This window comes from Bacillus sp. RC242 (assembly GCF_044908245.1).
Classification (GTDB): Bacteria; Bacillota; Bacilli; order Bacillales; family Bacillaceae_G; genus Bacillus_A; species Bacillus_A mycoides.
In genome coordinates, this window is the sequence record NZ_JBIYCZ010000004.1 from 307,273 (window position 1) to 322,290 (window position 15,018).

11 protein-coding genes and 1 pseudogene are annotated in these 15,018 nt (G+C 35.6%); 6 read left to right on the top strand and 6 right to left on the bottom strand.

Going from position 1 to position 15,018, the window contains the following annotated elements; genetic code table 11:
• Positions 1-11: 11 nt before the first annotated feature.
• Entirely contained in the window at positions 12-1,193 is a 1,182-nt protein-coding gene (locus tag ABH957_RS10620; RefSeq protein WP_404491484.1) for a chromate transporter, read from the bottom strand.
• A 189-nt stretch (positions 1,194-1,382) separates the two neighbouring features.
• Between ABH957_RS10620 and exsM the strand changes: the two genes are divergently transcribed.
• Positions 1,383-1,796, top strand: coding sequence for an exosporium regulatory protein ExsM (gene exsM, locus ABH957_RS10625; RefSeq protein WP_404491486.1), 414 nt, complete (start codon positions 1,383-1,385; stop codon positions 1,794-1,796).
• A 187-nt stretch (positions 1,797-1,983) separates the two neighbouring features.
• Here the strand turns inward: exsM and ABH957_RS10630 are convergent, their stop codons facing one another.
• From ABH957_RS10630 to ABH957_RS10640, 3 genes are all read right to left on the bottom strand, one after another.
• On the bottom strand, positions 1,984-4,662 hold the full coding sequence (locus tag ABH957_RS10630; RefSeq protein ID WP_404491487.1) for a sigma-54-dependent transcriptional regulator: 2,679 nt from the start codon (positions 4,660-4,662) through the stop codon (positions 1,984-1,986).
• 184 nt (positions 4,663-4,846) lie between these two features.
• A complete protein-coding gene (locus tag ABH957_RS10635; protein ID WP_107887206.1) occupies positions 4,847-5,584 on the bottom strand; it encodes a polysaccharide deacetylase family protein in 738 nt (245 codons plus the stop codon).
• Between the two features lie 208 nt (positions 5,585-5,792).
• A complete protein-coding gene (locus tag ABH957_RS10640; protein ID WP_002068377.1) occupies positions 5,793-6,866 on the bottom strand; it encodes a glycosyltransferase family 4 protein in 1,074 nt (357 codons plus the stop codon).
• Between the two features lie 449 nt (positions 6,867-7,315).
• Between ABH957_RS10640 and ABH957_RS10645 the strand changes: the two genes are divergently transcribed.
• Entirely contained in the window at positions 7,316-8,686 is a 1,371-nt protein-coding gene (locus ABH957_RS10645; RefSeq protein WP_404511177.1) for a UDP-glucose dehydrogenase family protein, read from the top strand.
• A 75-nt stretch (positions 8,687-8,761) separates the two neighbouring features.
• Positions 8,762-9,877 carry a non-hydrolyzing UDP-N-acetylglucosamine 2-epimerase gene (wecB, locus tag ABH957_RS10650; protein WP_002034751.1) on the top strand — a complete coding sequence of 372 codons (1,116 nt, stop codon included), beginning with the start codon at positions 8,762-8,764 and terminating at the stop codon, positions 9,875-9,877.
• 53 nt (positions 9,878-9,930) lie between these two features.
• Here wecB and ABH957_RS10655 read toward each other — a convergent pair whose 3' ends face one another.
• Together ABH957_RS10655 and ABH957_RS10660 are read right to left on the bottom strand one after the other, a co-directional pair.
• Positions 9,931-11,058 carry an LCP family protein gene (locus ABH957_RS10655; RefSeq protein WP_002016146.1) on the bottom strand — a complete coding sequence of 376 codons (1,128 nt, stop codon included), beginning with the start codon at positions 11,056-11,058 and terminating at the stop codon, positions 9,931-9,933.
• Between the two features lie 74 nt (positions 11,059-11,132).
• Entirely contained in the window at positions 11,133-11,768 is a 636-nt protein-coding gene (locus tag ABH957_RS10660; protein ID WP_404454622.1) for a YigZ family protein, read from the bottom strand.
• Positions 11,769-12,006: 238 nt separating this feature from the next.
• Between ABH957_RS10660 and ABH957_RS10665 the strand changes: the two genes are divergently transcribed.
• From ABH957_RS10665 to ABH957_RS10675, 3 genes and pseudogenes are all read left to right on the top strand, one after another.
• On the top strand, positions 12,007-12,849 hold the full coding sequence (locus ABH957_RS10665) for a DegV family protein (RefSeq protein WP_002016143.1): 843 nt from the start codon (positions 12,007-12,009) through the stop codon (positions 12,847-12,849).
• Between the two features lie 162 nt (positions 12,850-13,011).
• Positions 13,012-13,326 carry a winged helix-turn-helix transcriptional regulator gene (locus tag ABH957_RS10670; protein WP_002089608.1) on the top strand — a complete coding sequence of 105 codons (315 nt, stop codon included), beginning with the start codon at positions 13,012-13,014 and terminating at the stop codon, positions 13,324-13,326.
• Positions 13,327-13,464: 138 nt separating this feature from the next.
• Positions 13,465-14,908: pseudogene (locus ABH957_RS10675) on the top strand (C40 family peptidase).
• Positions 14,909-15,018: the final 110 nt, after the last annotated feature.

A 15,018-nucleotide genomic window follows, 5' to 3' on the forward strand; every position in this document is an offset into this window, starting at 1 on the left:
GTTTTTTGTGCTTACAAAATGGATAGAACATATCCACCGAAGGCCCCGAGTATAACGATAACCCAAGGTGGTGTTTTCCAAAAAGCGAGTAAGCAAAATAGAAGAGAAGCAAAAACGAAATCTACAGAATTCATAATTGTACTCGTCCAAATTGGATCATAAAAAGCTGCAAGTAAAATGCCGACAACGGCTGCGTTTACTCCAAGTAGTGCACCTTGTATGTAAGATAATCTCCTTACACTGTCCCAAAATGGTAAAACGCCAACAACGAGCAGGAAGGCAGGAAGAAAGATAGCGATCGTTGCAACAACTGCTCCGGCGGTTCCATTTAGCACTGCTCCTATATAAGAAGCGAATGTAAATAGTGGCCCTGGCACTGCTTGTGTTAATCCGTATCCAGCAAGAAATTGTTCTTTTGTCATCATCCCGTTTTGTACAAACTCACTTTCAAGAAGAGGAAGTACGACGTGCCCTCCGCCAAATACAAGTGCACCAGAGCGATAGAAGCTGTCAAATAAAGAGATGAAATAAGAGTATGGTCGTAACATCGGTAACAGTATTAATAGTCCGAAGAATAAGACGAGACAAGATATGGCTACCATTTTTGAAATAGGTACGTTTATTTTATGAGCTTGGCTAACTGGTTGATCGCGATATAAAAACCAACCGATGAAACCAGATACTATAATGAGAATTACTTGTGTCCAGCTACTTGGCCATAATAGGGCGATTGCGGCAGTTGCAATTGCGATTGTTGCACGGTTTCGGTCTGGTGTTAACTTTTGAGCCATTCCCCATATTGCATGAGCGACAATTGCGACCGCTACAAGTTTCAGTCCGTGAATCCAGCCAGTACTTCCAAGCTCGAATTGGTTAAGAAATGAAGCGAAGAAAACTAAAACGAGCACAGATGGGAGAGTGAATCCGATCCATGAAATAATGGCTCCTAATAATCCGCCGCGCAATAAGCCAACTCCCATACCGACTTGGCTGCTAGCAGGGCCAGGAAGGAATTGACATAGTGCTACTAAGTCTCCGTAACTTCGTTCATCCATCCATTTTCTTTTTTGCACGTATTCATGATGAAAATAACCAAGATGGGCGACGGGACCACCAAATGAAGTAAGTCCTAATTTAAATGATACGAGAAAAATCTCTATTAATGATTGGAAAGAGTAGTTATTATTTTTCAAAATTTCCTCCTAGACTGTTTTTCTAAGTGCATTATACAAGAGGGAGTAAAGCAAAAGAAACGATTTTAATGTAAAGATTGTGTGAATCTTTTCTTCGTAATTAAAATTTGAAAAAGTCATAAATGATTATGTCTAAACCATAAAGTAGTAGAAGTAGTGCTGGGAAATTTATATGAGGAGAATGCCCGTATGACAACACATTTCTTTGCTAGGTTAACAGGAAAGAGGGAAGTACCTCCTGTAAATACAGAAGCTTACGGTGTAACAGAGCTCATTTTTAGTGAAGATTTAAAGAAGTTGCAATATCGGGTCATATTAAAAAATATAAAAAAAATCACGTCATGCCAAATTCATTTAGGAAAAGCGAATCAAATTGGTCCAGTTATTTTAAGTTTGTTTGGTCCGTTAGAGCAAGGAATTAGTGTGAATGAAGGAGTCGTTACTGGTGTAGCTAGAATAGAGGATTTTGAAGGGCCTTTACAGGGGAGAGCATTTGACAGCTTGTTTCAAGAGATAATGCAAGCAAATGTATATGTAAATGTTAATACGAAATCTAATAAAAAGGGAGAAATAAGGGGGAGAATAAGGGAAGTAAAGAAGTAAGCGAAAAGGCTGTCCAAAAAACATTTTGGAACAGCCTTTTCTGCTATAAGGTGCAAATTTTAGCGATTATTGTCAGTAAATCGATATATTTTGAAAATCGCTGATATAATCCGGGTTACGCCGATATATTTAAAAAATCGCTGATATAATTCGTGTTACGGTCGATATATTTAAAAAACTGCCTAGTTTAATTTTTTACAGGTTGATTTTTAATGAAGAAGTCCATTATATAAAATACTTCGTCATCTGGGATTTGTATCTCAAATGTATTTTCAATAGGTTGCAATGCTTTTTTCACTTTCATATACATCCAGTACTCATCTTGTCTTCGTTTCTCTTTATCAGGATGAGGGAGGAGACTTTCGCCTTTTTGAAGACGGTCAACCATGCAGCTCATATGCAAAATCACACCCATTAAACTGTCGGGAGTTAGCTGTAAAGAAATCAATTCTTGAATTGTATTTAATGCATAACGAATTGTTTTAATAAGTAATGCTCCATCGTTACGCTGCATTTGTTGTTCAAGAATATCAGCCATTTTTGCATAGGTTTCTTCATACGTAATCAATTCTTGAATTGGTTGAATAGCTGTGTAGTTCACAATATCTTGGAAATGATATGTTAAGCAAGGTATTTGCATATCGAAATTCGTGACGATACAAATGATATTACGCTCTTTTTTTATGTTCTCGATCATTTTCGTTAAATCTTTTTCATGAACGATGCTAATCGGAATAATTTCAATTAAGTCTTTATCAAAGCGTAAATAGTTCTCTAACATTTTTTGAATTGCTAAAGCACTTCCTTCACCGGTTAAACAAGCTGTTAAAATCACGGATTTCATTGGCGATAGTGGCTTTTTCTTTTCTTCCTGTACGTTTAAATAGAACGGCGTTAAGTTCTTCACTGTTTCGTAGAGTGCATCTAATGAATAGCCAAGTTGAGCTTTTCGAGCTGCTTCTAGTGCGTGTGGTGTACTCGTCATGGAAAGAACACGTACAGGGATTTTGAATTCAGTTTCTAATATATCACCAATATAAGCGAGAGACCCCATATCAACAAGTAAGAGAAGCCCGTTTACATTTTGAAGTGTTTTCATATACACTTTAACACGCTCTAAGAAGTCTTTTGGTGATTCATGCAAGGGCATATCGATACCAGTTACTTCATCAATACCGAGAAGTTCGTTTGCAACGTTTGCCATTTCTGTTGCGATACCATTACCGTGTGCTAATATTAATACTTTTACTTCTGTTTGTGAGGCAGGAATTGGATCAACAACGAAGAACATTGTTAAAAAGCCAGCTTCATCAATAGGTATTGTTATTTGTAATTCTTCTTCTAATAGCTGAATACATTGCATAGCTACGGAAAAAGCTTCTTTATATTTCGTGCGAATTTGATTTAATTGTGGATGGTGAATTTGTTTCCCACCCTGCAAACGTTGTAGAGTTGTCTGTACATGTAAACTTAAAGCGAGAAATACTTTTTCATCGAAAGTTTTAGATAAATATTTTTCAGCTAGTTCCGCAATTTTTTCACATACGGAAACGATATTACGATCCACAATTTTAAAAACATTTTCATGACTTGTTTTTTTAGATATTTGGTTAAAGTATTGGACGAAAAAGCTTTGAATATCATTTTCTATTAGTAATTCTAATTCTTCCTCTTCAATGCCGCGTGCTTGAAGTTCTTCATATTTATAATCAATATAATCGTAAATAGAAGAGCGACTTCCTTCGGGTTTTATTGTATGTTTACTCCAACCTTCATCACCTGTAAATACAAATGTTTCATTTGGTATTTGATATAGATGACGGCTCTTTCTTTCAATAAATAATCCTTCTTTCATATACCAAGGTAAATCTGTACTTGAAACACAGACAGAATCACGTTTTTTTGTTACGAAATCAGAATAAGCTTTTGCACAGGCAATTTGTACGTCCGTTTTCAATTGGCCGATGTTATTTGGACAATTGTAAAAGACGAAAGCACGCATTGTATTTGGACTAACATGAATCTCTTTCCTTAGACGAATTGCTTCATTTGTGAAAAATAGCTGTAGTAAAGCAAACCGTTCTTTATGTGTTCGCTCACGAAGTGGTGGAAGCGTAACGGTCATCGGAATACGTCTTGTAAATGTTTTTAATAAAAATGAATTCGGTTCTTCGGTTGTTGCAGTAATAATCAACACTCGTGCCTTACGTTCATTTTCCGTTTCTCCAAGGCGGCGGTATACTCCGCGATCAATAAATGTGAAGAGCATCTCTTGTCCTTCTGGAGGAAGGCGATGTACTTCATCTAAGAAGAGGATTCCTTCATGTGCTTTTTCAATTAACCCTTTTTGATCACTGGCACCTGTGTAAGCTCCTTTTTTTATCCCAAATAACTGTCCAAGTAGTAGTTGTGGATTGTTTGCATAATCAGCACAGTTAAAGACGATAAAAGGTGCATCTTTTGGAAGTTGTTCCACTTCAATTGCGTATTCGTGCATTAAAGAAGCGAACATCGATTTTCCGACACCTGTTTCTCCAAGTAATAAAGTATGCATACCGTTTGGAGGATAGAGAATAGAAGCTTTTGCTTTTTCAATTGCAATTTTTAGGCTTGTATTTTCAATAGCAAATGTATCTAATGAAGTGCCTTTTTTTGAATGCGTTTCCAATGAAGAGTTCGTTTCTATATGAAAACGGACAGGGCGTGTACTCGTTTTTAATAAACGATTATCTTTCACAAGCTTGTTTAAATCGCTACTAACATTTGCACGGTCTAACTGTAGAAGTGTAGCGATTTCTGATGCTGTTATACCTTCTGTATAATTCCCTTTTTGTATTGCGTTAAAAATGAGATCTATTCGTTTCATTTCTATTCACCTCGAAACTTCATCACTATTTAAAATTTTACACAAAAATGAGAAGTGTGGGAAGAGAAAAATAAAGTGAAACTTTAATCAGTGGGGTTTTTGTTCATTCCCACTGATTATTAGCCTTCACCAATTGCCCGTTAACGCGGGGTAAAACAGCTTTAGTACATAGGCACTAAAGCTGTTACAATCTTGTGTCTTTCCAAAAATTCACTTCGAGATGTGAAGATGGATTGTAGGGAAGTAGTTTATATCCTTGTGAGTGTAAATAATCAATTACTTTTGGGAGTATTTGCACTGTGACACTAGAATCATGCATTAAAATAACCTCTACTTGTTCATCGCTTTGATTTCGTACTCTTTCTAGTATTGCGGAAGGATTATCATAGCTTTTCCAGTCATATGTATCAATTGTCCAATCCCACATTTTATACTGGGCCGATACGAGTGCGTCACGGTAATTCTTTTTTAAGTAAGGCATGCTACCATATGGGACCCGAACGAGATGTGTATTTAAATGTGTAACTTGCTGGACAATGCTTTGGGTTTGCTCCATTTCTGCAATTAAAACAGATGGATCGCCAGTATAAAGACGTTTTACATCATGCGACATACTATGGAGACCGATATAATGTCCATCTTTAATCAATCGCTCCATCGTTTTTTTATAATGTGGCACCTTTCCGCCAATAACGAAGAAAGTTGCTTTTCCGTTCTTCTCTTTTAAAATATTTAAAATTTGTGGTGTGTATTTATTTGGTCCGTCATCAAATGTTAAGTACGCAATTTTTGTTGTAGGAGAGGTAGTTTGAGTACTTTGGTAATCTTTTACTTGAATGTCTGTAGTTGCTTTTGTATTCGATGATGCGTACATAGTAATAGTTAAAAATAAAATTATACATTGAAGTAATCGCTTGATCATAACATTCACCCTCAGTTTGACAATCAAGATGTAAAAATGAAAATTTGATACTTTTTTCGTTATACGTATATCTTTCTCCAATAGAGGCACTCTCAAACAATCTATATTTTGGAAATGGGGAATAAGGATTAAAAAATAAAAAATAGCATCCTCTTATGAAAAGAGGATGCTATTTGAATATTTCATAATAGTAAAGGCTATACTACAATTAGTCTTCGCGTTTTTTCACTTTTTTATAGAAGGAAATAATTGGTTTGTAACGTTCGTGTACAAGACCGATTACTTCAGCAATGATTTCTGTAAAGAAGATTAAAATGAAAAGAAGAATAATGGATAACCATAATGTTGCACTACTGAAAATAATTGCATTTACACTAAAGAAAATACCCAATGCGTAAATAATTAGTACCGTTTTACGATGAGAGAATCCCATTGCAAGCAAACGGTGATGTAAATGCGATTTATCAGGTGCTGAAATAGGCTTTTTATTTACGATACGGCGGATAATTGCAAATGTCGTATCAAATATAGGTACACCTAAAATAATGATTGGAACGATAAAACTGAATAACGTTACGCTTTTGTATAATCCAAGTAACGATATAACAGAAATACAGTATCCTAAAAATAGTGCTCCTGTATCTCCCATGAAAATTTTTGCTGGATGGAAGTTGTAGAATAAAAATCCAATTGTACTTGCTAATGTAATCAGTGCTAGAGGTAATATAATAGCTGCTCCAGTACCCCATGGGCTAGTGAAGGCCATATATGCTAGCGTTGCAAGTACGATAGATGAAATCCCTGCGGATAATCCATCTAATCCATCAATTAAGTTGATGGCATTTGTAATACCTACAATCCAAAATACAGTAATTGGATAAGCAAGCCATCCGAGTTCAGTATCTCCAAGAATTGGAATATATAATACTTGCACTAATAATCCACTTTTTACAATCATGATGGCAACTAATAGTTGTCCACCGAATTTTACCCTCGCAGATAGTTCGTACATATCATCTAAAATCCCGATGATAACAATGATGATAGCACCTAAAGTTATCGATAACATTCTTTGTTCGTACAATCCACCGACAACAAATCCTACGGCTACACCGATGAAAATTGCTAACCCGCCAAGACGAGGCATAATTTTTTGGTGTACTTTACGCGCATTTGGCTTGTCTGTTGCTCCTATTTTGAAAGCTAATTTAATAACTAAAGGAGTAACGACGAGTACAGTGATGAAAGATGCCAAAATGGCATAAATCACTTGTGAGTCCATTAATACCCCACCCTTTATAGTTTAACGTAATTTTTTCAATCGTATTTATCTGAAAATTATGATGTTTGTTTACAGGCTCATAACATATGGTATCACAAAAAGATTAGAATTCAATCTTTTTTTCTTTTGACTGTAAAGGGGAGTGAATAGAATATATGACAATTGGATATGGAATGTTGTGTCCTTTGAGAAGGTTGATTTCATATTGTGGCTTGTAATATGACATTGTACTCTCCTCTCATATAGCGATGACTTTTGTTTCAGTATTATAAGTGTTGCACGTAAAATGAGTAAGTTCCGTGTTAAATTGTGGGAATTTACATTTTGTATATATTGCATCATTTAACTTTACAAAATCTTAAAAAATAATAAAAAAACGATTCATATAATAAAGAAGTGAAAGAGTTTTCTCATTCTTAGTGTGAGAGGGGGAAGCACAGGGGAGTTCTATGTATTCGTATATTTTCTTATGTATATTCCTGTGCGAAAAGAAAATGAAAATTACGATAATAGGTACCGGATATGTTGGATTGATTACAGGAGTAGGATTGGCGAGATTGGGACATTCAGTCACATGTTTCGATATAAATAGTGGGAAAATTGAACGGATTAAACAAGGCGAGTTACCTATTTATGAATGTGGATTAAATGAATTAATAAATGAAGCATACGAGAATAATCATTTAACTTTTACAGCAAGTAAATCAGCGGCATTTAATGATGTAGAGTTTATATTTATTGCAGTTGGAACGCCATCTTTATTAGATGGAACAGCAGATTTAACGTATATTCGTAGCGCTTGTGATGATATTGGAACATATGTGAATAACGATATTATTGTTGTTACGAAAAGTACGGTTCCTGTAGGGACAAATGATGTAATGAGAGAATGGATTGAGGATAAACTACAAGGTAGACATGAATTATATATTGTATCGAATCCAGAGTTTTTAAGAGAAGGTTCTGGTATTTATGATTTTTTTCATGGTGATCGTATCGTAATTGGATCATGTAGTGAAGAAGCGGCAAGGAAAGTAGAGAATTTGTACAGCAAATTAAGCTTACAAACGTATATTACAGATATTCGAAGTGCTGAGATGATTAAATATGCATCTAATGCTTTTTTAGCTACGAAGATTAGTTTTATTAATGAAATTGCTAATATATGTGAGCAAGTGGGTGCAGATATAGTAGATGTAGCTACAGGGATGGGGATGGATAAGAGAATTGGTGCATCTTTTTTAAATGCAGGCATCGGATATGGAGGATCTTGTTTTCCAAAAGATACGAAAGCACTTGTGCAAATTGCAGGGAATGTTTCTCATGATTTTCGCTTGTTGAAAGCAGTCATTGAAGTGAATAATAAACAACAGTTGTTGTTAGTTGAAAAAGCGAAGAAAATTATAGATATGAAGAAGAAGCGAATTGCGGTTCTTGGTGCAGCATTCAAACCGAATACTGACGATATTAGGGAAGCGTCATCTCTTATTATAATAGATGGATTAATTACTATAGGTGCGGATGTGGTTTTATATGACCCGCAAGCTATTCAAAATGTAAGAAGTTTATTTGGAAATACGATACGATACACTGAGTGTATAGATGAATCGATTAGAGAGGCGCATGCAGTTTTTATCGTAACAGAATGGGAATCAATTCGAAATTATCCGCTAGCAAAGTATGCACAGCTTATGAGGGAACCTATTCTATTTGATGGGAGAAATTGTTATACTAATGAGGATGCCGAGAAGCATGGATTAGATTATTACTCAGTTGGGCGAAAAGACGTCTGTAATAGTAATGTTTCTCAGGCGCGTTAAAAAATGTATTTTCACATGCATATTTTTATATGCGATAATAGAAGTTTTAACTAGTGAAAGAAAAGAGGCAATGAAATGACTGAACGTTTAAAAGTAATGACAATTTTCGGGACACGACCAGAAGCAATTAAAATGGCACCTCTTGTATTAGAGTTGCAAAAGCACCCAGAAAAGATTGAATCAATTGTGACTGTAACAGCACAACACCGTCAAATGTTAGATCAAGTATTAAATATCTTTGGAATTACGCCAGATTTCGATTTGAATATCATGAAAGATCGTCAAACGTTAATCGATATTACAACACGTGGTTTAGAAGGTTTAGATAAAGTAATGAAAGAAGCGAAGCCTGATATCGTACTTGTGCATGGTGATACAACGACGACATTTATTGCAAGCTTAGCTGCTTTTTATAATCAAATTCCAGTAGGACATGTTGAAGCAGGACTTCGTACATGGGATAAGTATTCTCCATATCCAGAAGAGATGAATCGCCAACTAACAGGTGTAATGGCGGATCTTCATTTCTCACCTACAACAAAATCAGCAACGAACTTACAAAAAGAAAATAAAGATGAGTCACGCATTTTCGTAACAGGAAATACAGCGATCGATGCACTGAAGACAACTGTAAAAGAAACTTATAGCCATTCGGTGTTAGAGAAACTTGGAAATGATCGTCTTGTACTTATGACAGCACACCGTCGCGAAAATTTAGGAGAACCAATGCGCAATATGTTCCGTGCAATTAAGCGTCTTGTTGATAAGCACGAAGATGTACAAGTTGTATACCCTGTTCATATGAATCCTGTTGTTCGCGAAATAGCGAATGATATTTTAGGTGAGCATAGCCGTATTCATTTAATTGAGCCGTTAGATGTAATTGATTTCCATAACGTTGCAGCTCGTTCATACTTAATGTTAACTGATTCTGGTGGTGTACAAGAGGAAGCACCATCACTAGGTGTGCCAGTCCTTGTCCTTCGTGATACGACGGAACGCCCAGAAGGTATCGAAGCAGGTACGCTGAAATTAGCAGGAACAGATGAAGAGACAATCTTTGGTCTTGCTGATGAGTTGTTATCTGATAAAGAAGCTCATGATAAGATGACGAAAGCATCTAACCCTTACGGCGATGGTCGTGCGTCTGAGCGTATTGTAGAAGCGATTTTACAACACTTTAAGAAGTAACAACAATTGCGTGAAATAAAAAGAGCCAAATCGTATACGATTTGGCTCTTTTTTTATTCATGATTCCTCATAATCCACTCTGCATGAGCATTTGTAGAAGGGGGAGGAGGCGGTGGTGTTTTGTTCTCACTCGGCTCCTTCTTTGCTTTTGCGCTGGAGTTAGAATTTGAATCGGAATTTGTATTCTCATTTTTCGTAGTCTCTGTTGGAACTTTTGCTTTTTCTCCTATTTCCTTTTCAATTTCGTTACGTACAGTCTCTACACTGATTGGATCTGGAAGGAAGTAATAAATACCGCCAATTTTTCTGTCTTCTCCTTCAAGTTTTAACGTTTGTATTGTAGAAGGGTCGAATCCAGAGATTTTATTGTAAAGAGCAAGTCCGTCTGAAATAGGAATATCGGTTTTTATATATTTGCCAACTACCTTTGTTAAATCTTTAATTTTAAATACGGTAGAAGCAGAGTTTAGCTTTTGGGCAACAGCAGCCAGTACTTGTCTTTGTCTAGCAGCTCGACCATAATCACCGTTAGGATCTTGCTTTCGCATACGGACGTATGCGAGTGCTTCTTCACCATTTAAGTTCTGTTGACCTTGTTTAAATTGGATTTTTTTATAGTAATCCACGTCAGAGCGTTCCCAGAAATCGAAGGGGACATCAACGGTAATACCGTCAACAGCATCAACGATACCTTTAAATCCTTGGAAATCAATTTTAATATAATGATCAACAGGAACTTTTAAAAACTCTTCGACGGTGTCGATTGCCATTTTTTCTCCACCGTAAGCATGGGCAGCGTTAATTTTGTCTTCTTTATTTTTGCCAACAATCTTAACACGAGAATCGCGTGGGATACTCATAAGTGAAACCTTTTTTGAGTTTGGATTAACTGTCGCGAACATGAGTGAATCTGTTCGGCCGTTTTGACCATCTGTTGCGTAATCCTCAATACCCATAATTAGTATTGTGAAAGGTTTTTTTGTGATTTCCACATCTTCTGCTCGTAATTTAGATTTTTCACGGCTAAATCCACTGTACATCCCCATGAGAGAAGTGTAGGAATTTAACATATAAAGTCCTACGCTACCAAATAAAAATGCGAAAATAAGAAAGAAGAAAAACTTTCTTCTACGTTTCTTTTTTATTCTGCTATTTTGGAGATGATAATAACGTTCTTCCATATATAATCTCCTTAGTTCATTTGTAGGGAATTAATTCACTACATTAATCTTTAAAGGCGAGACGTTAGCTATTCTTAGATAACACCTTGTTCTAAGTACAACATATCTCCTTCTTTAATTGTACACTTCCCGTTTGTTAATTCAATCATCCAATCCGTAAATGCTTGTTTTCGATTTTCTTCTACATACGTATCGAATGTGACGTTTTCTAGATAATGTATATCTTTAATGTTATATTCTGAATTACGTAATTCATTTTCAGCTTTGCCAAGCAATGTGTAATCAATTTCTGTTTCCATAACGCGCATTAGTTTTCGCTCAACAACGCCTACGTGATTAAGTCCTTCACTTGTACATTTTCCATATGCGCGAATTAATCCACCAGCACCAAGTTTAATGCCACCAAAATAGCGCGTGACGACAACGACAGTATCCTTTAGACCTCGCTTTTTTAATACTTCTAACATAGGTACACCAGCTGTGCCACTCGGTTCGCCGTCATCGTTTGCCTTTTGAATTTGATCTTGTTCACCGATTAAATATGCGGAACAATTATGTGTTGCATTCCAATGCTGTTTTTTTATTTTTTGTATAAATGCTTGAGCTTCCTCTTCCGTTGTGGCGCGATTCACATAGCAAATGAATCTTGATTTTTGAATCACAATTTCGTGCTCTCCATAGCCTTTTATTGTTAAATATTGTAATAACAATGGTATACGCCCCTATCTTTCAAAATAACTAGTACTTTACATTTTAAAAGCGAGCGTTTTTATATTCAAACATTTTTTACAAATATGTTGAAATTTTTGGTGAGTATTTTATCTTTTTGTTGTAATTTGTCGAGCGAGTGATTGTAGTTTCTAGCCGGCATTTTTATGTATGGATGCACCTTTTCTAGTTTTCGTGTAAAATTAGGGGATAAAAATTTTTTATAAGGCAGGTACGAAAATGAAAACAGCTATTGTTACCGATAGTACAGCATATATACCGAAGCATATTCGTGACGAACTCAATATATATATGATTCCATTAAACGTTGTGTTTGGAACGGAATCTTATCAAGAAGAGGCTGAAGTTTCAGCAAATGATTTTTATATAAAGGTACGTGAACAAGAAGAACTTCCGAAAACTTCGCAACCAGCAATTGGAAAGTTTTTAGAGTTATATGAAGAGTTATCTAAAGAATATGATGCAGTTATTAGCATTCACCTTTCCAGTGGAATTAGTGGTACATATCAAACAGCAACGGCAGCTGGACAGATGGTAGATGGTATTGATGTATATACGTACGACTCTGAAATTAGTTGTGAAGTACAAGGGTTTTACGTGCGTGAAGGGGCGAAATTAGTAAGTGAAGGGAAAGCCCCAGAAGAGATTATCGCTCGCTTTGATGAAATGAAGCAAACGATGGATGCTTATTTTGTAGTGGATGATTTACATCATTTACAACGTGGTGGAAGATTAAATAGTGCACAAGCTTTTATTGGTAGTTTGTTACAAGTAAAACCAGTATTATACTTTAGAGATAAAGTAATTATTCCATTCGAAAAAATTCGTACGCGTAAAAAAGCGTTAAAGCGTATCGTTGAAATCTTTGATGAGCAGGCAAATAAAGGTGTGCCTATGGAAGCTGTTATTATTCATGCGAATCGTGAAGAGGAAGCTAATGAATGGAAACAAGAATTAGAAGAGATATACCCTCATGTTACAATTCGTACGAGTTATTTCGGAGCTGTAATTGGGACGCATTTAGGTGAAGGTGCGCTTGGTTTAGGTTGGTATACGAAGTGATAAAGATATAAAAGCTCTCTTACTTGAAGAGGGTTTTTTTACGGGGATTTGACAAGTTAATATTTGGAAATGGTAAAATGTATGTAAAATTAAATAATGAGGAAAGTTTTATTACTTACTTTTTACAAGAAACTATATTATAATAGAAGAGAGGTGAAACATATGGAGCATAATTCTTGTTTATGTCCAAAGTTTGAGTCAGCTTTTACAATGCTTAGTAAGAAATGGACTGGCTTAATTATTAAATCTTTACTTGAAGAGCCGAAACGTTTCAGAGAAATCGCAGATATTATACCGAATATGAGCGATCGTATGTTGTCAGAACGTTTAAAGGAATTAGAAGGCGAAGGTATTGTAGTTCGTAATGTTTACCCAGAAGTACCAGTTAGAATCGAGTACGGTGTAACTGATAAAGGGAAAGCGTTGGAAAGTGTTATGGATGAGGTCCAAAATTGGGCTGAGAAATGGATGAAGTAACGTTTCTATTTCATTCATATTGGAGTATTTTCAAAACGTAAGGGGTTCCCTTACGTTTTTTTCAATCCTATAAAAAACGGTGTAAGGCTCTTAAAATTCTACATATATATACAAATTTAGATATACTTTGCTATAGAGATAAATGTAATATTACATTTATTTTACAAAACCGTAACATTAGCAAAAAAACTCCCGAATTATGGTATAAATTTTAATAGGTTATATACGGAAAATGAAAAAAGAAAGCGGTGTAAAAAATAAAATGAAAAAGCTAAAAATGGCATCTTGCGCATTAGTTGCAGGGTTAATGTTTTCAGGGCTAACACCAAATGTATTTGCAGAAGATAAAATTTCTGACGTGAAATCACAAATTAACACACAAAATGATACTTTACATAAACAACAACAAGAACGTGATGAATTACAAAAACAAATGAATGACTTAAACAAAACAATCCAAGGTTTGGATAAGTCTGTTCAAGAGAACGCTTCAAAACTTGATGAAACAACAAAAAAAGTTTCTGATACTGAGCAATTAATCGAAAATAAAAATAAAGATATTGCAGAACTACAAACAAAGATTGCAAAACGTGAAGAGTTATTAAGAAAACGTTTAGTTGCACTACAAGAACAGCCAAATACGAACATTGTAACAGAAGTTCTTGTAAACTCTAAAAACGTTGCAGATTTAGTTGATCGTTTAGCTTCTGTGTCTAAAATTATGGAATCTGACGAAGATATCATGAAAACACAACAAGAAGATCAAACGAACGTGAAAAAAGATGTTGAGACAGTAAAAGAAAAACAAAAAGAATTAAAAGAAGCACAAGCTCAAATTGAAACTGCTAAGAAAGAACTTGACGTTGAAAAAGAGAAAAAAGCAACAGCAGTAAACGATTTAAGCGGTAAAATGGATACAGTTGTAACCACAATGACAAGTACGGAAGGTCAATTGAAAGAGCTTGAACAACAGGCATTAAAATTACAACAAATCGCTGAAAAAGAAGCGCAAGAAAAAGCTGCACAAGAAGCTGCTGCTCAAAAACAAGCAGAACAAGCTGCTAAAGAAGCACAAGCTCAACAAGCTGCACCAGCGCAAGCGCCTGCAGAACAAGCTGCTCCAGCAAACAATGCTGGACAAGCTCAAAAAGAAGAACCTAAAAAAGAAGAAGCGAAAAAGCCAGCTCCAACTCCAGTTCCAGTTCAGGATACTCAAGATGGTGGCAGACAGGATGTTGTTGAAAAAGCTAGAGGTTTAGTGGGCCTAAAATATGTATGGGGTAGTGCGTCAATTTCAAATGGTGGTTTTGACTGCAGTGGACTAATCTCTTATGTTTACGGTTTAGGTCGTCAAGATACAAGAAGCTTATGGAGCTCTGTACAAAAAATTAGTGCATCTGAAGCGAAGCCAGGAGATCTTATCTTCTTACAAGGTACTTACAGAGAAGGCGTATCTCACGTTGGAATTTACATCGGTGGCGGTCAAATAATTCATGCTGCTGATGAGTCAACAGGTGTTACTTACGGTAGTGTAAATAGCTCTTACAACCAAAAACATTTCTTAGGTTACGGTAGATTATAGGATTTATAATTGAATAAAAAACGTGTATAAAGTCGATAGCTTACTATTTTATAAGTAGGTTATCGGCTTTTTTGAGTTTTTACGAGATAAAGAGAAGGATTTATAGTAGT